Consider the following 20583-nt stretch of genomic DNA (forward strand, 5'->3'; position numbering starts at 1 on the left):
GTAATACCCCGTATGCAACTCGCGCTGCCGGAATCACATCAGCACTGGCCGCAGCCTTGCTTGAACGCCTAGACTTTGCCGATCTTCAGTTCAGGAACAGCCCGTGACTTCCATCTTCTGGTACGACTATGAAACCACCGGCATCAATCCGCGCTGCGATCGCCCGCTGCAAGTTGCCGGCATCCGCACCGACTTCGCGCTGAATGAAATTGACGAGCCGGTCAACCTGTACTGCCAGCCCAGCGAGGATATCCTGCCGCATCCTGCCGCCTGTGCGATCACCGGCATCACGCCCGGGTGCCTGGCCGAGCGAGGTTTGAGCGAAGCCGATTTCATGACCCGGGTGCACGCCCAACTCGCCGCACCGGGAACCTGCGGCGCCGGCTACAACACGTTGCGCTTCGACGATGAAATGACCCGTTACAGCCTGTACCGGAATTTCTTCGACCCCTATGCCCGCGAGTGGCAGGGCGGTAACAGCCGCTGGGACCTGATCGACGTGGTGCGCGCCGCCTACGCCCTGCGCCCCGATGGCCTGGCGTGGCCGACGGACGAACAGGGAAGGGTGACACTCAAGCTCGAACGCCTGACGGCAGCCAACGGCATCGACCACGGCAACGCCCACGAAGCGCTGTCGGACGTGCGCGCCACTATCGCCCTGGCGCGGCTGATCCGGCAAAAGCAGCCAAAACTTTACGACTGGCTCTTTCAGTTGCGCGGCAAGCAGAAGGTGCTGGATCAGATCCGTCTGCTGCAACCCATGGTGCACATCTCCGGGCGCTTCTCGGCGGCGCGCAACTATGTCGGGGTGGTCTTGCCCCTGGCGTGGCACCCGAAAAACAAGAACGCCCTGATCGTCTGCGACTTGCACCTCGATCCCCAATGCTTGCTCGATCTGGATGCCGAAGCGCTTCGCGAGCGCCTGTATACCCGCAGCGATGATCTGGCCGAGGGCGAGTTGCCGGTGCCGTTGAAGCTTATTCACATCAACAAGTGCCCGGTCGTAGCGCCCTTGTCGGTACTGCGTGAGCAGGATCAGCACCGCCTTGGGCTGGACATGACGCTTTATCAGGCGCGTGCGCTGCGGCTAAGTGACGCACAGCAAGTTTGGAAAGATAAAGTTCAGGCGATCTATGCCCGCGAAGGTTTTCCTTCCAGTGATGACCCGGAACAACAGTTATACGATGGTTTTATCGGCGATCGGGATCGGCGTTTGTGTGAACAAGTCCGGGCGGCAGATCCCGCCCAACTGGCACAACAGAAGTGGCCGTTCGATGATGAGCGCCTGCCTGAATTATTGTTTCGATATCGCGCGCGCAACTTCCCTGACACCCTGAGTTTCGAAGAACAGGAACGCTGGCAGATATTCTGTCGGCAGCGTTTGTCTGCACCTGAGTGGGGCGCGCCCAATACCCTCAACTCTTTTGCAGAGGCCGCAGCTCAACTGATGCTTACTGCCACGCCGGAGCAATGTGCAGTGCTGGATGACTGGCAAAAATATGTCCAAGTATTACGGGTTCGTTTGAACCTTTGAAAACGAACATGCCCGGTGTTGAATGCCGGGCATAAAAAAACGCCAGCATTTAGCTGGCGTTTTTTTTGGCGCGGATCAGTCTGCGCCACGCTCTGTGGCTTAGCCCAGCAGAGTCGCCCAGCCTTCAACCACGTCACCGCCCCACTTGGCTTTCCACTCTTTCAGAGTCTTGTGGTTGCCACCTTTGGTTTCGATGACTTCACCGTTGTGCGGGTTTTTGTATTGTTTAACTTTGCGAGCACGCTTGGTGCCAGTAGTTTTTACTGCGCCACCGCGTGGAGCCTTGGTTTTGGATTCCGGGTCCAACAGCGCAATGATGTCGCGCAGGGACTTGGAGTACTCGCCCATCAAGGTGCGCAGTTTGCCTTCGAATTCCAGCTCGGTTTGCAGTTTGTCGTCTTGGGACAGATTCTTCAAACGGGCTTGCAGCTCTTTGATAGCTTCTTCGGTGGCGCGATATTCGTTGATCAAGGACATGATGACTACCTTATGATGGACGCTGGATAGCAGGTGACAGTGCGCCAATAATAGTCAGGGTGTTTCATCAAGTAAACATTTAACCGAAGTTTATTTAATTCACTTACGATGAGTAGGCATTAAATTGTGCGGGCAATTAAATACTCTGAACCTGTCTTCGCCCATCTTCACAATTGCCGCTTGAATATCGCCTGTCAGACCACCATCGCGCGCAGCGGAACGGTTGCCGGAGCTGTTTCCCCGGGCCAGGCGCAACACCCGCCATCATCAGTACTGCAGTTTTGCTGCGTAATCGCTAGAATGGCGGCCTTTGCGAAGTTCTGGAGTTTCCCCCTCATGCGCACTTTTCGGCTGGTGATTGCTTGCCCGGACCGCGTCGGTATCGTTGCTAAAGTCAGTAACTTTCTGGCGTCACATAATGGCTGGATCACTGAAGCGAGCCATCACTCGGACAACCTCAGTGGCTGGTTCTTCATGCGTCACGAAATCCGTGCCGACTCGCTGCCTTTTGGTATTGAAGCTTTTCGCGAGGCCTTCGCGCCTATTGCCGAAGAGTTCTCGATGAATTGGCGCATTACCGATACCGCGCAGAAGAAGCGTGTTGTATTGATGGCCAGCCGTGAATCCCACTGCCTGGCTGACCTGCTGCACCGCTGGCACAGCGATGAGCTCGATTGCGAAATCTCCTGCGTGATTTCCAACCACGATGACTTGCGCAGCATGGTCGAATGGCATGGTATTCCTTACTACCACGTTCCGGTGAACCCGCAGGACAAGGAACCGGCATTCAAGGAAGTCTCGCGTCTGGTCAAACAGCACGATGCCGAGGTGGTGGTACTTGCCCGATACATGCAGATCCTGCCGCCGGAGTTGTGCAGCGAGTACGCGCACAAGGTGATTAACATTCACCACAGCTTCCTGCCTTCGTTCGTTGGCGCCAAGCCGTATCACCAGGCTTCGCTGCGTGGCGTGAAGTTGATCGGTGCCACTTGTCACTACGTGACCGAAGAGCTGGACGCCGGTCCGATCATCGAACAGGACGTGGTGCGTGTCAGCCATAGCGACAGCATTGAAGACATGGTGCGATTTGGCCGGGATGTCGAGAAGATGGTGTTGGCCCGTGGCCTGCGTTATCACCTCGAAGATCGGGTGTTGGTCCACGGCAACAAGACTGTGGTGTTCTGATAGCCGCACAACCTTGTTGAATTTCGAAGGGCCTGGGCGTTCAATCGCTGCAGGCCCTTTGTTGTTTATGCAGTGAGGATTTGTTAATGGCTGATCCAATCGACAAGGCGACTTCCACGCCTCCCGCGACGTTGGGGGAGGGCTGTTTGAGTCGTTACGATCCCGATGACTTGAGTGCCGAGGATGGCACGGAGTTTCCAGGTGCGCGGGAGTTGTGGGAGACGTTGCATCCAGAGGACGAGGATTTGGGCCCCGTGGAAACTTCGGGGCAAACCACCCCTAAGCCTGCTTGAGCCTCATCAATTTCCTCAGCAGCGGTCGCCCCAGCAGCAAAAAGAACACCGGTCCTCCCACCACCAGGTAGAAGTAATAAGTCACGGCCCGCCAGATCAGGATGGCCGCGGCCGCCGTCGACTTGCCCACCATCGGCGCCAGCAACGCGGCCGAGGTCAGTTCTGTCGCTCCGGCGCCGCCGGGCAACAGGCTGAACTGCCCGGCGCTGAGAGACAGCATCTGGATCAGGAACGTCCAGGCCCACTGCAGGTCCGCCCCCAGGCCGCGCACGGCCAGGTACAACACGCTGTAACGCAAACCCCAATGCAGGCAGGTCAGTGCAAATACCTTGATCAGCGTCTGACGGGGAAGTTTCAGGGTGTCGGTGAATGCGGCGAGAAAGTGCAGGAGTTTGCGTGCCCAACGCAGGCGCGTTGAGGCTTTGACATTGAGACGCGCCAGCAGGCGGCCGCTCAGGCGGATCAGCAATCGGTGGTAGCGCGCCACCGCGATGCAACTGACCAGGCCGCCAAACATTGAAATGGCGCTGACCATCAATAGCCATTCCATTCGCTGGCTCAGGTGCTGGAACAGTGCGTAGATCAGGATCCCGCTCAGCGCGCACAGGAAGAACACCAGGTCACTGAGCTGATCCATCGCAAACACCGCGCTGCCCCTGGCCGGGCGAACGCCCTGGCGCGAGAGCAGGGCCATGATCGTCAGAGGTCCGCCGCTGCCTCCAGGCGTGGCGCAATAGGCAAACTCGGCGGCCATCACCACCCCAAGACTTTTCAGGCGGCCGACCTTGTGACACTGATCGCCCAATAACAGTCGCAGGCGCAGGGTGTTCAGGACCCAGCACAACAGAATCATGCCGAACATGATCAGCAGCCAGTGCAGGGGGAAATGCCGCAACCGATACCAGGTTTCATTCCCGCCCAGCAGGGACGGGATCAGCACCGCAACCAGCAGCGCGACGAGAAGAAGAATGACGCGGCTCATGCGCGGCGACCGACAGCAGCGTCTGGCAGTCGCAACCAGTCGGCCTTGGTCAGCGGCATACGCCCCTGATCCAGCAGACGCTTGACGGTTTGCAGCCAGTAATCCCGGGAGAACCGGTGGCGCATGTCCACCGGATGCAGGCCGAGGCGAATCACCGGCGCTTGCTGCCAGCGTTGCTCCCGGCGGTCGCTGAGCCACTTCGACAGGCCGCGACGCCAGGCACTGCGGGCGCTCCACACCAGTCCCGGCGCGTCCACAACGCTGAAGTCCGGCAGGCGGTAAAGGTGCTGTGGATCACTGGTGTAGCTCAGCGGCAACTGGCGCAGGGCTTGCCGTGTTCCGGTACTCATCAACCAGGCCGGCGCGACGAACCCTTCCAGGGGCCAGTCGTAGCGACGGAACATCTCGATGCCAGCCTGCAGGCGGGACAGCGCTTGCTGCTCGGTCAGGTGATAGAACTCACCTTCGTGGGTGTAGATACGGCGCATGAACCAGTCTCGTGGGGTGCTCGGCGGTGAACCTTCGTCGCAATGAAAATAGCCGTGCAGCGCCAGTTCGTCACCCCGGGCCAGACGATGGGACAGCAGTCGGCGAAAGTCCGGGTGCGCTTGCAGGTCATTGTGTTTGTGGAAGTCAGGTACCACCAGCCAGGTCATCGGCACCGCGCCCAGGGCATCGACAGCTTCGACGAAAGGCTGATAGTCGGGCCAGGTCTGCGGTGCGACATCGTGCAGCACCAGCAGCAGGCAGGGGGGATTCGCGGATTCAACCATTGGCGATCAGCGGCCATTGCGTGCCCAGCACAGCATGATAATGCCCCAGCAGGCTGTCGACCACCGTATCCCAGGCGTAATGCTGTTCCACATGACGGCGAGCCTGTTGACCCAGGGCCGTACTGCCCGAACTGAATAGCGCGTGGACGGCGCTGGCCATTGCCGCCGGACTGTTGGGTGCGCAGAGCAGGCCGCACTGGTCGGTGACGATTTCCTGAAAGGCCCCGGCCGCTACCGCGATTACCGGGATACCGCTGGCCATGGCTTCGAGGATCACCAGGCCGAAGGTTTCCTGATCGCCAGCATGCAGCAGTGCATCGGAGCTGGCCATCAGGCGAGCCACGTGCGGCGCCGGGCAGAACTCATCGATCACCGTGACGTTATCCGGCACGAGTGTTGGCATCGATGAACCCACCAGCAGCAGGTGAAAGCGCGGGCCCAGTCGCTTCATGCAATCGAGCAGCACGGGCAGGTTTTTTTCCTTGGAACCGCGACCGGCAAAGATCAGCAGGCGGCTGTCTTCGGCAATGCCCAGTTCCGCCCGCAGCCCCGTGTCGCGAGCGCCAGGGTGGAAGGTTTGCAGGTCGACGCCCAAAGGCTGCACATAGACATTTTTTACCCCCAGGCCAATCAGCTTGTCGGCCATGACCTGGCTGGGCGCGAGTACCCGATCGAAGTTGCCATACAGCTTCCTGACATAGGCTTCGACATTGGGTGTTACCCAGTTGCCCATGCGATTGCTGCACAGCAGCGGCAAATCCGAGTGATAAAAGCCAATCACCGGAACATCCAGCTGACGTCGCGCGTCCAGGGCTGCCCAGGCCGTGAGGTAAGGGTCGCCGACTTCAATCAGATCGGGCTGCAGATCCTGCAGGACATTTCGCCAGGGGGCGAGGCGAACGGGAAAACGATAGCCTTTGCCGAAGGGCAGGGCGGGGGGCGGGAACAGTGTATACGCCGTCCTGTTCGCCCAGGTGGGCGCCGGGAATCAGCAGGCTGTGGCGAATGCTGGGCTTGATGCCCAGGCGTCGGTGTTTGGCATCCAGATACGTGCGCACGCCACCGCTGGCAGGGGCGTAGAACATGGTTATGTCAGCGATATGCACGATGAGCATCCCTCCGGTCCGTTGTTCTCCCTCGGTTGACCTTTTTGAAGGATAGATGTTCGGTTGAGGTTTGCCGGGTGGCTGGGCAGTTGGCGTTGTGTTTGATTTGAGAGCGCCATCGCGAGCAGGCTCACTCCCACAAGTCTGGACGTTAACCTGTGGGAGCGAGCCTGCCCGCGATGGCGTCGGTTCTGATGTTAGATACGGAAACTACCCACCAGCTGCTTCAGCCGCGCCGCCTGCTGCTCCAGGTCTGAACACGCCCGCAACGTCGACTGCAGGTTCTCCACCCCTTCCTGGTTCAGCGTGTTGATCTCGGTAATGTCGACGTTGATCGATTCCACCACCGCCGTCTGCTCCTCGGTCGCCGTGGCTACCGATTGGTTCATCCCGTCGATCTCGCCGATGCGCAGGGTCACGCTGTTCAGGCGTTCGCCAGCGAGGTTGGCGATGTCCACGCTGTCCTGGCTGTGACGCTGGCTGTCGCTCATGTTGCTCACCGATTCCCGTGCACCGACCTGCAGTTCCTCGATCATGGTCTGCACCTGCTGTGCCGATTCCTGGGTGCGATGCGCCAGGTTGCGCACTTCATCGGCGACCACCGCAAAGCCACGACCCGCTTCGCCGGCGCGTGCCGCCTCGATCGCCGCGTTGAGTGCCAGCAAGTTGGTTTGCTGGGAAATGCTGGTGATGACTTCGAGGATCTGCCCGATATTCACGGTCTTGCTGTTAAGCGATTCGATATTGGTGCTCGAGGCGCTGAGCATGCTCGACAGTTGATTCATCGCGGCAATGCTGCGATCCACCACTTGCTGACCGTCTTCGGCCAGATTGCGCGCGTCGCTGGCCTGGCTTGATGCCTGGGCGGCGTTGCGGGCGATTTCCTGGGCTGCGGCCCCCAGTTGATTGATCGCGGCGGCCACGCTGCTAGTGCGCGAGGCTTGCTGATCGGAATTGAACATCGACGAATTGGACGCGGCGACGACGCGCAACGCCACTTCATTGACCTGGCCGGTGGCCGACGCCACTTCGCGGATCGAGCCGTGGATGCGCTCGACGAAGCGGTTGAACGCCGTGCCCAGGATGCCGAATTCATCGTTGTTCTGGATGGTCAGGCGCTTGGTCAGGTCTCCCTCACCGTCGGCGATGTCTTCCATGGCCCGGGTCATCACGTGCAATGGCTGGATAAGCAGGCGGATCAGCATGCTCAGCAGGGCGATGATGATTGCCACGGCGATCAGCGTCGCCACAACCGCCGATGCACGGAACTCGCTGAGCATCGAGAAGGCTTTGTCTTTGTCGACCGACAGGCCGATGTACCAGTTGACCGAAGGCAGGCCTTTGACCGGGGTGAAGTTAACGATGCGGGTCTTGCCATCGACTTCCACTTCGCTGAAGTCACTGCTCAAACGCGGCGCCCCCTGGGGAAAGGCCTCGCTCAGCGTCTTCATGACCAGCGTTTTGTCCGGGTGAACCAGGATCTTGCCATCGGCACTGACCAGGAACGCGTAACCCATGCCGTCAAAATCCCGGGCGCTGAGGGTATCGATCAGGGTTTGCAGGCTCAGGTCGCCGCCCACTACGCCGACGCTCTGGCCGGCTTTTTTCGAGGCAGTGGCAATGGAAATGATGGTCTGCCCGGTGGCCGCATCGATGTAAGGTTCGGTCAGGGTGGCGGTGCTGCTACTTTCGGCACCTTTATACCAGGGGCGCACTCGCGGATCGAAGCCGGCAGGCATTTTGGCGTCCGGGCGAATGGTGAAACTGCCGGTCGCGTCGCCCAGGTAGGAGGCCATGAAGGTCGACGTCAACGCTTTCTGCTCAAGCAGGCTGGCCACAGTGCCCGGCTCGGGGTTGATGGCGATGTTCTGGGCCAGGTTGTCGATCAGCAGGATGCGCCCGCTCAACCAGGTCTGGATATTGCTGGCGGTAACGTCGCCCATCTCGTTGAGGTAGTTGTCCAGGTCTTCGCGGATGGCGTTACGTTGCAGGTAGTCGTTGTACAGCGTAAACGAGGCGAAGGCGGCAATGACGATTAGCGCGGCGGCAAGCAGGATTTTATGGCTGAAACGCAGGTTTTTGTTCATGGCTTGAGGTTCCGCTAAGGTCTTAATGGCCAGGGCGTGCTTTTATAAGAGAACGCGAAAGTGGGTGGTGACGATCACAAGCGCACAGCTCCGTTTTTTCTGTAGGAAATTACCGACGCTCTTCAATCCCCTGTATCGGCCATCAGGAATCAAAGATTAACCATGGGTGACGAAATGCCTGACTCCTCGCAACTTGTTATTGGTGCTGATCTCGCTGGTAACCCTATCGCCCAGGCGATGCGCCTGGCCAATCGTCATGGCCTGGTCGCCGGGGCGACCGGGACCGGCAAGACGGTCACCTTGCAACGCCTGGCCGAAGCCTTCAGCGACGCCGGGGTGGCGGTGTTCGCCGCCGATATCAAGGGCGACCTGTGCGGGCTCGGGGCTGCCGGTAATCCCCAGGGCAAGATCGCCGAGCGCATCGCCGGCATGCCCTGGCTGAATCACCAGCCCCAGGCGTATCCGGTGACCTTGTGGGATATCCACGGCAAGTCAGGTCACCCTTTGCGCACCACCCTCAGTGAAATGGGCCCGTTGCTGCTGGGCAGCCTGCTGGAACTGACCGACAGCCAGCAGTCGGCGCTGTATGCCGCGTTCAAGGTCGCGGATCGGGAAGGTCTGCTACTGCTGGACCTCAAAGACCTGAAGGCGCTGCTCAATCACCTGCGCGATCATCCGCAGTTGCTGGGAGACGACGCCGCGCTGATGACCACCGGTTCCAGCCAGGCGTTGTTGCGCCGCCTGGCAACGCTTGAACAGCAGGGGGCCGAAGCGCTGTTCGGTGAGCCCGCGTTGCAGCTCGAAGACATCCTGCAACCGACCGCCGAGGGTCGCGGGCGCATTCACCTGCTCGACGCCAGCCGCCTGGTACATGAAGCGCCGAAGGTCTACGCCACGTTCCTGTTGTGGTTGCTGGCTGAACTGTTCGAGCAATTGCCCGAGCGCGGGGATGCAGACAAACCGCTGCTGGCGCTGTTTTTTGATGAGGCACACTTGCTGTTCGCCGGTACTCCCCAGGCCCTGCGTGATCGCCTGGAGCAAGTGGTGCGGTTGATCCGCTCCAAAGGCGTGGGGGTGTATTTTGTGACCCAGTCGCCGGGTGACCTGCCGGATGACGTGCTGGCCCAGTTGGGCTTGCGTGTGCAACATGGGCTTCGCGCGTTCACCGCCAAGGAGCAGAAATCCCTGCGTGCGGTCGCCGAGGGCTTTCGTCCCAACCCGGCGTTTGATGCCTTGTCGGTGCTGACCGAATTGGGGATCGGCGAGGCGCTGGTGGGCACCTTGCAGGACAAAGGCACCCCCGCGATGGTGCAACGGGTGCTGGTAGCGCCGCCGCAGTCGCGGATCGGACCGCTGACCGAGACCGAGCGCACGATGCTGATCGCCGGCTCGCCGTTCAAAGGCCGTTACGACAAGCCGATCGATCGCGAGTCAGCCTATGAAGTGCTGATGGGGCGCAAGGGCTTGGCGCCGGAGCCTGAAGCCACACCGGGCAAGGCAGGCGCTGAAGAGCCAAGCTTCACCGACAAGGCCGGGGAATTCCTTGGCACGGCGGCGGGTCAGGCGCTCAAGTCGGCGATGCGTCAGGCGGCCAATCAACTGGGGCGGCAGTTGGTGCGGGGGTTGATGGGGTCGTTGCTGGGAGGCAACAAACGCCGCTAAAAGCAAAAGATCGCAGCCTTCGGCAGCTCCTACGTAGGAGCTGCCGAAGGCTGCGATCTTTTGATCTGATGCCGTTAAACCTTTGGTTTGGCGTGAGCCGCCAGCCGTTCCAGCGCTGCCCGGAGATTCGGATCGCTGATTCCGTCGGCCGTGGCCTGAATGGTTGCGCCTGCATCCGTCGACAAACTGATGGTATGTCCCGCAGCACCTTGCTGAACGGTGGGCGGCTGTACCTTGAACAGAATCCGCGTCAGGCTGGCAAATTCGTCAAACATTTGTAACTGACGCTGCAAACGCTTCTGCTGATAGCGCAGCCGGGTCGCCCAATGCCCATCGGTCACGATCAGCAGCAGACTGCCTTCGCGCCAGGAGGCCACATGGCAGTGTTCCCGGGCGGCAGGCTGCAGCTGGCTTTCCAGCAGGCGCTGCAGATGACCCAGGCGTTGAGCGTGACCAAAGATGGCTTTAAGCGGTTTGGCTTCGCGAAGCAGAACGGCGGGTGCTCTGGCCGTGAGAGGGCGAAATGCCATGATCAGACACCTGAAGTAACAGAGCAGCCATCTTAGCAGAAAGGCCTGGCCGTACCCCATCCATCGTTCTGGCGACGCTTTATCCATTAAATCAATGATTAACTTCGTACTTATCCGGGTTGAAACTGGCAGAAAAGGCCTTATTGTAAGTGAGCCCCGTCACAGCGCTGTGCCAGCATCGTGGAATAACGCCACTTTCCTCTCCATCGTTTCCGGGTAGAATGCTCGTTCGCATGCGGCCATGAGGGCTGCTCGGGCGACTCACGGGGCCGCCCTCCATCCCTTTAGTGTGGAAGATCCTGCCGATATGTTTGCGCCTTTGTTAAAGAAACTTTTTGGAAGCAAGAACGAGCGTGAAGTCAAACGCATGCTCAAGACGGTGCAATTCGTCAATGCCTTCGAAGAGCAAATGGTGGCCCTTTCGGACGATCAATTGCGTGCCAAGACAGACGAGTTCAAGGCCCGCATCGCCAAAGGGGAAACCCTCGACAAGCTGCTGCCTGAAGCCTTTGCGGTCGCCCGCGAAGCCGGCAAGCGCGTCATGGGTATGCGCCACTTCGATGTCCAGCTGATCGGCGGCATGACCTTGCATGAAGGCATGATCGCGGAAATGCGTACCGGTGAAGGCAAGACCCTGGTGGCAACACTGGGCGTTTACCTGAACGCGCTGTCCGGCAAGGGCGTGCACGTTGTGACCGTGAACGACTACCTGGCCCGTCGTGATGCCAACTGGATGCGTCCGCTCTACGAATTCCTCGGCCTGACGGTCGGCGTTGTCACGCCGTTCCAGCCGCCGGAAGAGAAGCGCCTGGCTTACGCCGCCGACATCACCTACGGCACCAACAACGAATTCGGTTTCGACTACCTGCGCGACAACATGGCGTTCAGCATGGAAGAAAAATTCCAGCGCGAACTCAATTTTGCCGTGATCGACGAAGTCGACTCCATCCTCATCGACGAAGCCCGTACCCCGCTGATCATTTCCGGTCAGGCCGAGGACAGCTCCAAGATGTACGTCGAGATCAACCGACTGATCCCGCAACTGGAGTTGCACGTCGAGGAAGTAGAAGGCGAAGTCACCAAAGCTGGCCACTACACCGTCGATGAGAAGACGCGTCAGGTCGAGCTCAACGAATCCGGTCACCAGTTCATTGAAGACATGCTCACCCGCGTCGGTCTGCTGGCCGAAGGCGAAAGCCTGTATTCGGCACATAACCTGGGCCTGCTGACCCACGTCTATGCCGGTCTGCGTGCGCACAAGCTGTTCCATCGCAACATCGAATACATCGTGCAGGACGGGCAGGTTGTGCTGGTCGACGAACACACCGGTCGTACCATGCCGGGTCGTCGTCTGTCCGAAGGCTTGCACCAGGCCATCGAAGCCAAGGAAGAGCTGAACATCCAGGCCGAAAGCCAGACCCTGGCATCGACCACCTTCCAGAACTACTTCCGCCTGTACAACAAGCTGTCCGGCATGACCGGTACGGCAGACACCGAAGCGTTCGAGTTCCACCAGATCTACGGCCTGTCGGTCATGGTGATTCCGCCAAACCGTCCGCTGGCACGTAAGGACTACAACGACCTGGTGTTCCTGACCGCCGACGAAAAATACGCGGCGATCATCAACGACATCAAGGAATGCATGACCCAGGGCCGTCCGGTGCTGGTGGGTACTGCAACCATCGAAACTTCCGAGCACATGTCCAATCTGCTCAACAAGGAAGGCATCGAGCATAAGGTCCTGAACGCCAAGTTCCACGAGAAGGAAGCCGAGATCATCGCCCAGGCCGGTCGCCCAGGCGCACTGACCATCGCCACCAACATGGCCGGTCGTGGTACCGACATCCTGTTGGGCGGCAACTGGGAAGTGGAAGTGGCTTCGCTGGAGAATCCGACCCCTGAGCAGATCGCCCAGATCAAGGCCGACTGGCAAAAACGCCACCAGCAAGTGCTGGAGTCCGGTGGCCTGCAGGTCATCGCTTCCGAGCGTCACGAATCGCGCCGTATCGACAACCAGTTGCGCGGTCGTGCCGGCCGTCAGGGTGATGCCGGTTCGAGCCGCTTCTACCTGTCGCTGGAAGACAGCCTGATGCGTATCTTCGCCTCTGATCGGGTGAAGAACTTCATGAAAGCCCTGGGCATGCAGCCTGGCGAAGCAATTGAGCACCGCATGGTGACCAACGCCATCGAAAAGGCTCAGCGCAAGGTAGAAGGCCGCAACTTCGATATTCGTAAGCAACTGCTCGAGTTCGACGACGTCAACAACGAACAGCGTAAAGTGATCTATCACATGCGTAACACGTTGCTGGCCGCTGACAACATCGGCGAGACCATCGCTGACTTCCGTCAGGACGTGCTCAACGCCACCGTCAGCGCGCACATTCCGCCACAGTCGCTGCCAGAGCAGTGGGACGTGGCCGGTCTTGAGGCTGCATTGCAGAGTGATTTCGGTGTTGCCTTGCCGATCCAGCAGTGGCTCGACGAAGACGATCACCTGTACGAAGAGACCCTGCGCGAGAAGCTGATGAACGAGCTGATCGCCGCGTACCACGAGAAAGAAGACCAGGCTGGCGCCGAAGCGCTGCGTACCTTCGAGAAGCAGATTGTGCTCCGCGTACTGGATGACCTGTGGAAAGACCACCTGTCGACCATGGATCACCTGCGTCATGGTATCCACCTGCGTGGCTACGCCCAGAAGAACCCGAAGCAAGAGTACAAGCGCGAGTCGTTCACGCTGTTCTCCGAGCTGCTGGATTCGATCAAGCGCGACTCGATTCGTGTGCTGTCTCACGTACAGGTTCGTCGCGAAGACCCGATCGAAGAAGAGCAACGCCTGCGCCAGGAAGCCGAAGCTCTGGCCGCACGCATGCAATTCCAGCACGACGAGCCGCCAGGTCTGGAGCAGCCGGAACTGCTGGGTGAAGAGGTCGATGTTGCCCTCGCCACCGCGCCGGTGCGTAACGAACAGAAGCTGGGCCGTAACGAACTGTGCTACTGCGGTTCGGGCAAGAAATTCAAGCATTGCCACGGGCAGATCCAGTAAAACCCGTTCAGCACGCTGAAATACCCGCGCCGCGACCGGCATCAGCCGTCGCGGCGTTTTGCCATTTGATACCGCCGATCATCTGCGTCGGCGATGACTATTTTTAAGGAGCGCATTCATGGCTGTTGGTCTTGGTCCTTTGCCAACGTTGCACCCGGTTGCCGGTTTTGAACTCGGTATTGCTTCGGCCGGCATCAAGCGCCCGGGGCGCAAGGATGTCGTGGTCATGCGCTGTGCCGAAGGCTCGACGGTCGCTGGCGTGTTCACCCTGAACGCCTTTTGCGCCGCACCGGTGATTCTTGCCAAGCAGCGAGTGCAAGGCCCGGTGCGTTACCTGCTGACCAACACCGGCAACGCCAACGCCGGCACCGGCGAGCCTGGCCTGGCCGCCGCCGAGCGCACCTGCGCGAAGCTGGCAGAGCTGACCGGCGTCGATGCCCGCCTGGTGCTGCCGTACTCCACCGGGGTGATCGGCGAACCGCTGCCGGTCGAGAAGATCGAAGGCGCCTTGCAGGCTGCGCTCGACGACCTGTCGGTCAACAACTGGGAAGCTGCCGCCACCGGCATCATGACCACCGACACCTTGCCCAAGGGGGCGAGCCGCCAGTTCGACCATGACGGCGTGACCATCACCGTCACCGGCATCAGCAAAGGTGCGGGCATGATTCGGCCGAACATGGCGACCATGCTGGGCTACATCGCCACTGACGCCAAAGTGTCCCGTGAAGTGCTGCAAAATCTGCTGCTGGACGGCGCCAACAAGTCGTTCAACCGCATCACCATCGACGGCGACACCTCGACCAACGACTGCTGCATGCTGATCGCCACCGGACAGGCGGCGCTGCCGGAAATCACCCGCGCCGAAGGCGAGCTGTTTGCCAAGCTGAAACAGGCCGTGTTCGAAGTGTGCATGGATGTCGCCCAGGCGATCGTTCGTGATGGCGAGGGCGCGACCAAGTTCGTCACCGTCCAGGTTAATGGCGGCGGCAACCACCAGGAGTGCCTGGACGTCGGTTACACCGTGGCTCACTCGCCCCTGATCAAGACTGCACTGTTTGCTTCCGATCCGAACTGGGGCCGTATCCTGGCCGCCGTTGGCCGCGCGGGTGTGCCCGATCTGGATGCGAGCAAGATCGACGTGTTCCTCGGGGAGGTGTGCATCGCCAGCCACGGCGCCCGTGCGGCCAGTTACACCGAAGCCCAGGGTGCGGCGGTGATGCAGCAGGAAGAAATCACTATCCGGATCGAACTGGGTCGCGGCGCGTGCAGCGAGACGATCTGGACCACAGATCTGTCTCATGAGTATGTAAAGATCAACGCTGAGTACCGTACTTAAGTCAGACCGGGTCGGTCGAACGCGACCCCGGCCCATCGCGGGCAAGCCCCGCTCCCACAGGATTGCGCTGACCCTGTGGGAGCGGGCTTGCCCGCGATGACGGTCAACCAGAAGCTGAAAAATCTGGCCCATACCTCTTATCCAAGGGTCCCGAACATGAGCCTCCACCTGATCATCGGCGACAAATTGTATTCCTCCTGGTCCTTGCGCGGCGCGCTGGCGCTTGATCTGGCCAAAGCCCCCTACAGCGAAGAACTGATCAAGCTGAACCAGCCGGACACCCGTGAACGCCTGCTCAAACACTCGCCGACCGGCAAAGTCCCGCTGCTGAAAACCAGGCATGGCACCATCGCCGATTCCATGGCGATTGCCGAGTACCTGGCCGAACAGTTCCCGGATGCTGGGCTCTGGCCCAGCGATGTAGCGGCCCGGGCCCAGGCCCGCTCGGCCTGCGCGCAAATGCACGCCGGGTTCTTCGCCCTGCGGGCCAACATGCCGTTTGACCTCAGCCGCGACGCGCCACTGGTGTCGGCTCCGACTGAAGTCCAGGAGGACATCGAACGAGTGCTGGCGTTATGGGCGCAGTGCCGGGCCGCTGCGTCCGACGCCGGTCCGTTCCTGTTTGGCAAAGTTAGCCTGGCCGATGCTGTCTTCGCCCCGATTGCTGTGCGCCTGCGCACCTATCAGGTGAAAGTACCGGCCGAGGATGAGGCCTACATCGATACGATCTACCAATGGCCAGCGTTCAAGGCCTGGCAGAAAGCAGGTCTGAAGGAGGTTGGGCAGTGAAACGCGTACATGTAGCGGCTGCGGTTATTCGTGACAGCAGTGGCAAGATCCTGATCGCCCGGCGCGCCGATACCCAGCACCAGGGCGGTCTTTGGGAGTTCCCGGGTGGCAAGGTCGAGGCTGACGAGTCCGTCGAAACCGCCTTGGCTCGCGAGCTTCATGAAGAGCTGGGAATTGTGGTCAGCGCAGCGCACCCGCTGATCAAGGTCCGCCACGATTATCCTGACAAGCAAGTATTGCTGGATGTCTGGGAAGTCTCGGCGTTTACCGGTGAGCCGCATGGGGCCGAAGGCCAGCCGCTGGCCTGGGTGGCTCCGCGGGACCTGCTGGACTACGAATTTCCGGCGGCCAACCAGCCGATCGTCGCGGCTGCGCGCTTGCCGGCCGAATACCTGATCACCCCTGAAGATCTGGAGACCCCGGCACTATTGCGCGGTATCCAGAAAGCCATCGCAGGCGGCATCAAGCTTATCCAGCTGCGCGCACCAAACGGCTACGATCCCAAATACCGGGATCTGGCGGTGGATGCGGCGGGACTGTGTGCGGGCAAGGCGCAGTTGATGATCAAGGGGCCGTTCGAGTGGCTGGGTGATTTTCCCTCGGCCGGCTGGCATATCACGGCCGCCCAACTGCGCAAATACGCGGCAGCGGGTCGACCGCTGCCGGCGTCGCGCTGGCTGGCGGCGTCCTGTCATAACGCAGAGGAGCTGGCGTTGGCCGAGCAGATGGGCGTGGACTTTGTCACCCTGTCGCCGGTACAGCCGACCCAGACCCACCCGGATGCCCAGCCGCTGGGTTGGCAGCAGGCGGTGAGCTTGATCGAAGGGTTCAGCAAACCGGTGTTCCTGCTGGGTGGCGTGGGCCCGGCTGAGCGGCAGCAGGCTTGGGAAGCTGGGGCTCAGGGTGTGGCGGGGATCCGCGCGTTCTGGCCTGAGGCTTGATTGTGTATTGAGGCTGCTGGCCTCATCGCTGGCAAGCCAGCTCCCACAGGGTTTGGTGTCGTTCACACATGTTGTGCACACGACAAAACTTGTGGGAGCTGGCTTGCCAGCGATGGCGCCCGAACAGGCGCTACGCTTCTGTGGGCTTCACCGCCGGCTGCCACAAGATTTCCGCAACCCCCTGGCGCCTGGCAATGACCCTTGCCATCACAAACAGCAAATCCGACAACCGATTGATGTAAGCCAACCCGACCCCGGCCAGCGGCTCAGTCGCATTCAAATGCTGACAGCGCCGCTCCGCACTGCGCGCCAGGCTGCGGCACACGTGCGCCTGGGCAATCAGCGCCGAACCGCCGGGCAAAATGAAATTCTCCAACGGCCCCAGTTCTTCGTTCCATACATCGATCGCCGCCTCCAGGCGCTCGATCTCTGCCATGTTCAGAGCCTGATACTCAGGCATTGCCAGTTCGCCGCCGAGGTCGAACAAGCGGTGCTGGCAAGGCGCTAACACCTCGACCACTTCATTAAGCCCAGGATACGCAGCAGTTTCCTGCGCCAATCCCGCCAGCAGCACACCAACCTGACTGTTTAGCGTGTCAACCTCACCAATTGCTTCAATTCGTGGATGGTCCTTGGGCACTCGGCGACCATCGCCGAGGCCTGTTTCGCCTTTGTCGCCAGTGCGGGTGTAGATTTTCGACAAGCGAAAGCCCATGGGTTACCTCTATAGCTGATTGAGTTCCTGAGAGACGAGCGCAGTGCTCGCCAAGGGCAGGCGCAGGGTGAAGCAGGTGCCCTGGCCGAGGGTCGATTGCACTTCCATCTGGCCCTTGTGGTTGTTGGTGATGATGAAGTACGACACCGATAAACCGAGCCCGGTCCCCTGGCCGATTTCCTTGGTGGTGAAGAACGGTTCGAAAGTACGCTTGCGCACGCTCTCGCTCATGCCGATGCCGTTGTCCTCGACCTGGATCTCCGCCCAGGGCGGGTTCAGGCGGGTGCGCAAGATGATCCGCCCCGGTTCGCGGTCGTCCTCGCGCTGATGAATGGCCTGGGCGGCATTTTTCAGCAGGTTGAGCAGCACCTGCTCCAGCTCGTTGGCGGTGCCGGGGACCGGGCCGAGCTGCGGGTCGAACTGACGAATGATCGCCTGCCCCTTGAAGTCGAAACCGATCGCCAGGTCGAAGTCGTTGCCAGCGATTTCCACTGCCTGATCAATCAGCGCCGGCAGGTCGCAGGGCGCCATTTGCCGGGTGCTGCGCCGGCTGAAACTGAGCATGTGCGTCACGATCTTCGCCGCGCGGGCGCCAGCCTGCTGGATACCGTCGAGCAGTTGCGGCACTTCACGAGCCACCAGATACTGGTTCACGGTTTCCAGTTCGATGCCGATGTGCTCGGCCTGTTCAAGGTTCTTCGGCAACTCCGGGGACAGGCGCCGGCGGATGTTTTGCACGTTGTGCAGGATGGCGCCCAAGGGGTTGTTGATCTCATGCGCCATACCCGCCGCCAGGCCGCCGACTGAGAGCATTTTCTCTGACTGCACCATCATCTCTTCCAGCGAGAGACGCTGGGTAATGTCGTCGATACGGATGACCACGCCACGACCCGCGCCGCCCATCAGTGGATAAAACGTCAGGGCGTAATGCCTGGCTTCATCATCCTTGACCCAGGTCACCCGCTCGATCTTGGCCACCGTGTGCTGTTCGACCGTTTGCTTGAGCTGCGGCAAATACGGCTTTAGCGGTTCGAAGGCGAGGAAGATCGGCTGGTTCAGGGCCTCGTCCAGGCGAGTCCCGGACAGCGCGCTGGCCTCCTGATTCCATTGGGTGACGTAGAGCTGTTCATCCAGGGCAATCAACGCCGAGGGCATCGAGTCGATGATGCTGTTGAGGTAATTCTGGAAGCCCGTGAGCTTTTTCTCGATCTTGCTGCGAACCTGCACTTCCAGTTCCAGTTTGCGATTGGTATGGCGGGTTTCTTCCGCCAGCCCCTGAGCCTGGTCGTAAGCGGCCTGGGAGTCGTCACGGGCGCGTTTGAGCTGCTGCTCCCGCGCTTCGATCCGCGACAGCATGGTATTGAACGCCTCGGCAAGGCTGCCGATTTCGTCATGGTTGCCGCGAGAGGCGCGCAGGGCGTAGTTCTCTTCCCTTGTGACTTGCCGGGACAACTCTTCCAGCTGATGGATCGGCCGGGTAATCAGGCGCTTGATCTGCCGGGCGATCACCAGCCACAACAGGATGCTGAAGATCAGGATCCCCAGGCTTGCCGTCAGCGTACCGGTGTAGAACGCCATCGGCAGTTCGCTGCTGGCAACCAGCAGCAAGTGACCAGGCGCTGTGCCGGGGCGGGGCAGGGTGATCACCTGGTTGCTGCGAAATTCGGTGGCTTGCCAGGACTCGATGTGCCGGTAGTGCTCTGGCAACTTGAGCTTTTCCCCCTGTTGCAACTGCGCCAGGCGCTGGCCTTTGCCATCGTAGAGGGCGGCTGCCCGCAGAGGCGAATAGCTGTTGAGCTCGTTGAGCAGGCGTTCGGCGCTTTGTGGTGACTGCAAGGCGTCGGAGATCAGGCTGGGGTTGGACACCAGGCGGCCAATGGTCTGTAAGGCCTGGGGCGCCATGCTTTCCTGGGAAATATAATAAGCGGCGCTGATAAAGGTCAGGTTGGCGACTAGCAGAACAGTGGTCAACAGCACCAACAGGGCGGCCAGCAATTTCTGACCGACCGGTAGGTTTTCAAGGCGCTGGCGCAATGGCATCAGGTTCGTCGCTGCAAAGGAACAAGTGGCCAGCGTAGCCGCTGCTTAGTCGCTGGGCAATCCAAGGCTTTGCAGATGGGCGATCAGGCGCGACTCGAGCTGCTCCAGGTGTCGCAGGTGCAGCGAGTGCCGGCGCGCGGCTTTACAGGCGTAACCCAGCAGGTAGCTGATCTCGGTGCGCCGCCGGCTGTCGACATCCTGGTACATGGACGAGTAATTCGCCGCAGTGGCGTGGATCACGCGCTCTACTTCCTGCTGCAAATCCTCGGCGGCAGCCGGCTGGCCGCAGCGTTGGAGCAGCTCGCTCAGTTCACCGCAGAGTGTGGCGACTTCGCAATGATGCGCTTCAAGCCCGCCATTGCGGCACTGGTGCAGGACGGTGAGCGGATTGATCGCACAGTTGAGCGCCAGTTTGCGCCACAGCCGGGTCAGGATGTCGGTGCTCCATTCATGGGGAATGCCAGCGGCTGTCAGATCATCCAGCCAGATCGGCGGCACCGGGTGGCTGGCGTCCCCCAGCCAGGTATAGCCGTGGCCGGCAAAGACCACTCGCCAGTCGCCGTCGCGAAACGCCCCTTCGGTGCTTGAAGCGTATAGGCAGCGAGCGTGGGGAACCCGGGCGGCAACGGCGTCCTGGCTGCCCAACCCATTTTGCAGCAGGATCAACTCGGCGTCGGGTGCCAGGCGCGGCGCCAGTTGGGCCACGGCGCTCTCGGCGTCATAGGCCTTGCAGGCGACCAGCAGGCGCCTGATTGGCTCGGCGCTGTCCGGTGTCTGCGCCGGGATCGGGTAGCTGCGCGCCTCGCCATGTTCGACCAGGGTCAGCGCGCCTTGCGCCTCGTAGGCCTGCAGTCGCGCCTGATCTCGCACAATCAGCGTGACCGGCACCCCGGCCCGAGCCAGACGAGTGGCCCATAGGGTGCCGAGGCTGCCCGCACCGAGGATGTGCCAGGTGGTCGACATCAGCTTTTTGCTCTGTTTATGACGCGCATCGGAGGCTCGCAGTGAATGATCGGAAAGACCCGTTATAATCAGCGCGGATTTTAACCGCAAGCCAGGCGTGCTCCATGGGCACCCCTTTTACTGGAGA

16 protein-coding genes and 2 pseudogenes are annotated in these 20583 nt (G+C 60.6%); 8 read left to right on the forward strand and 10 right to left on the reverse strand.

Features of this window, described 5'->3' with window-relative positions; genetic code table 11:
* The first annotated feature begins 103 nt into the window (after nt 1-103).
* Nucleotides 104-1534 carry an exodeoxyribonuclease I gene (gene sbcB / locus IMW75_RS01465; protein WP_205891689.1) on the forward strand — a complete coding sequence of 477 codons (1431 nt, stop codon included), beginning with the start codon at nt 104-106 and terminating at the stop codon, nt 1532-1534.
* Between the two features lie 99 nt (nt 1535-1633).
* On the opposite strand, the gene mvaT is transcribed toward sbcB, so the two are convergent.
* On the reverse strand, nt 1634-2011 hold the full coding sequence (gene mvaT, locus IMW75_RS01470; protein ID WP_007933316.1) for a histone-like nucleoid-structuring protein MvaT: 378 nt from the start codon (nt 2009-2011) through the stop codon (nt 1634-1636).
* Nucleotides 2012-2347: 336 nt separating this feature from the next.
* Here mvaT and purU point away from each other — a divergent pair, with 336 nt between their 5' ends.
* Nucleotides 2348-3196, forward strand: coding sequence for a formyltetrahydrofolate deformylase (purU, locus tag IMW75_RS01475; protein WP_045058252.1), 849 nt, complete (start codon nt 2348-2350; stop codon nt 3194-3196).
* Nucleotides 3197-3282: 86 nt separating this feature from the next.
* Entirely contained in the window at nt 3283-3489 is a 207-nt protein-coding gene (locus IMW75_RS01480) for a hypothetical protein (RefSeq protein ID WP_045058251.1), read from the forward strand.
* Here the strand turns inward: IMW75_RS01480 and IMW75_RS01485 are convergent.
* The 5 genes and pseudogenes from IMW75_RS01485 to IMW75_RS27535 all read right to left on the reverse strand — a co-directional run.
* Nucleotides 3476-4471 carry a glucosaminyl phosphatidylglycerol flippase gene (locus IMW75_RS01485; protein WP_205891690.1) on the reverse strand — a complete coding sequence of 332 codons (996 nt, stop codon included), beginning with the start codon at nt 4469-4471 and terminating at the stop codon, nt 3476-3478. The genes IMW75_RS01480 and IMW75_RS01485 overlap by 14 nt on opposite strands.
* Nucleotides 4468-5244 carry an N-acetylglucosaminyl phosphatidylglycerol deacetylase gene (locus IMW75_RS01490; RefSeq protein WP_205891691.1) on the reverse strand — a complete coding sequence of 259 codons (777 nt, stop codon included), beginning with the start codon at nt 5242-5244 and terminating at the stop codon, nt 4468-4470. The genes IMW75_RS01485 and IMW75_RS01490 overlap by 4 nt, the downstream gene beginning before the upstream one ends.
* Nucleotides 5237-6359: pseudogene (locus tag IMW75_RS01495) on the reverse strand (glycosyltransferase family 4 protein). The gene IMW75_RS01490 and the pseudogene IMW75_RS01495 overlap by 8 nt, the downstream one beginning before the upstream one ends.
* A gap of 188 nt (nt 6360-6547) precedes the next feature.
* On the reverse strand, nt 6548-7312 hold the full coding sequence (locus IMW75_RS27530) for a methyl-accepting chemotaxis protein (protein WP_442963620.1): 765 nt from the start codon (nt 7310-7312) through the stop codon (nt 6548-6550).
* 93 nt (nt 7313-7405) lie between these two features.
* Nucleotides 7406-8437: pseudogene (locus IMW75_RS27535) on the reverse strand (HAMP domain-containing protein); the annotation flags it as partial.
* A 174-nt stretch (nt 8438-8611) separates the two neighbouring features.
* On the opposite strand from IMW75_RS27535, the gene IMW75_RS01505 reads away from it, so the two are divergent.
* A complete protein-coding gene (locus tag IMW75_RS01505; RefSeq protein ID WP_205891707.1) occupies nt 8612-10099 on the forward strand; it encodes a helicase HerA-like domain-containing protein in 1488 nt (495 codons plus the stop codon).
* A 74-nt stretch (nt 10100-10173) separates the two neighbouring features.
* Here IMW75_RS01505 and IMW75_RS01510 read toward each other — a convergent pair whose 3' ends face one another.
* Nucleotides 10174-10629: a DUF721 domain-containing protein gene (locus tag IMW75_RS01510; RefSeq protein ID WP_007945864.1), complete on the reverse strand. Its 456-nt coding sequence runs from the start codon at nt 10627-10629 to the stop codon at nt 10174-10176.
* A 307-nt stretch (nt 10630-10936) separates the two neighbouring features.
* Between IMW75_RS01510 and secA the strand changes: the two genes are divergently transcribed.
* The 4 genes from secA to IMW75_RS01530 all read left to right on the forward strand — a co-directional run bounded on the left by secA (nt 10937) and on the right by IMW75_RS01530 (nt 16738).
* A complete protein-coding gene (gene secA, locus IMW75_RS01515; RefSeq protein WP_205891693.1) occupies nt 10937-13672 on the forward strand; it encodes a preprotein translocase subunit SecA in 2736 nt (911 codons plus the stop codon).
* Between the two features lie 118 nt (nt 13673-13790).
* Nucleotides 13791-15008 carry a bifunctional glutamate N-acetyltransferase/amino-acid acetyltransferase ArgJ gene (gene argJ, locus IMW75_RS01520; RefSeq protein ID WP_205891694.1) on the forward strand — a complete coding sequence of 406 codons (1218 nt, stop codon included), beginning with the start codon at nt 13791-13793 and terminating at the stop codon, nt 15006-15008.
* Between the two features lie 156 nt (nt 15009-15164).
* Nucleotides 15165-15797 (forward strand): glutathione S-transferase family protein, encoded by a 633-nt coding sequence (locus tag IMW75_RS01525; RefSeq protein ID WP_205891695.1) that lies wholly within the window; start codon nt 15165-15167, stop codon nt 15795-15797.
* The gene (locus IMW75_RS01530; RefSeq protein ID WP_205891696.1) at nt 15794-16738 is read left to right on the forward strand and encodes a Nudix family hydrolase; all 945 of its coding nucleotides are present in this window, start codon (nt 15794-15796) and stop codon (nt 16736-16738) included. The genes IMW75_RS01525 and IMW75_RS01530 overlap by 4 nt, the downstream gene beginning before the upstream one ends.
* Before the next feature lie 130 nt (nt 16739-16868).
* On the opposite strand, the gene IMW75_RS01535 is transcribed toward IMW75_RS01530, so the two are convergent.
* From IMW75_RS01535 to IMW75_RS01545, 3 genes are read right to left on the reverse strand one after another with little or no spacing between them, the layout of a single operon-like run.
* Nucleotides 16869-17453 carry a cob(I)yrinic acid a,c-diamide adenosyltransferase gene (locus IMW75_RS01535; RefSeq protein WP_205891697.1) on the reverse strand — a complete coding sequence of 195 codons (585 nt, stop codon included), beginning with the start codon at nt 17451-17453 and terminating at the stop codon, nt 16869-16871.
* A 9-nt stretch (nt 17454-17462) separates the two neighbouring features.
* Nucleotides 17463-19493, reverse strand: a complete 2031-nt coding sequence (locus IMW75_RS01540; protein ID WP_045058242.1) for a sensor histidine kinase — start codon at nt 19491-19493, stop codon at nt 17463-17465.
* A gap of 45 nt (nt 19494-19538) precedes the next feature.
* The gene (locus IMW75_RS01545; protein WP_205891698.1) at nt 19539-20456 is read right to left on the reverse strand and encodes a putative 2-dehydropantoate 2-reductase; all 918 of its coding nucleotides are present in this window, start codon (nt 20454-20456) and stop codon (nt 19539-19541) included.
* Nucleotides 20457-20583: the final 127 nt, after the last annotated feature.

The sequence above is a fragment of the Pseudomonas gregormendelii genome (genome assembly GCF_017114825.1).
Taxonomy (GTDB): Bacteria; Pseudomonadota; Gammaproteobacteria; order Pseudomonadales; family Pseudomonadaceae; genus Aquipseudomonas; species Aquipseudomonas gregormendelii.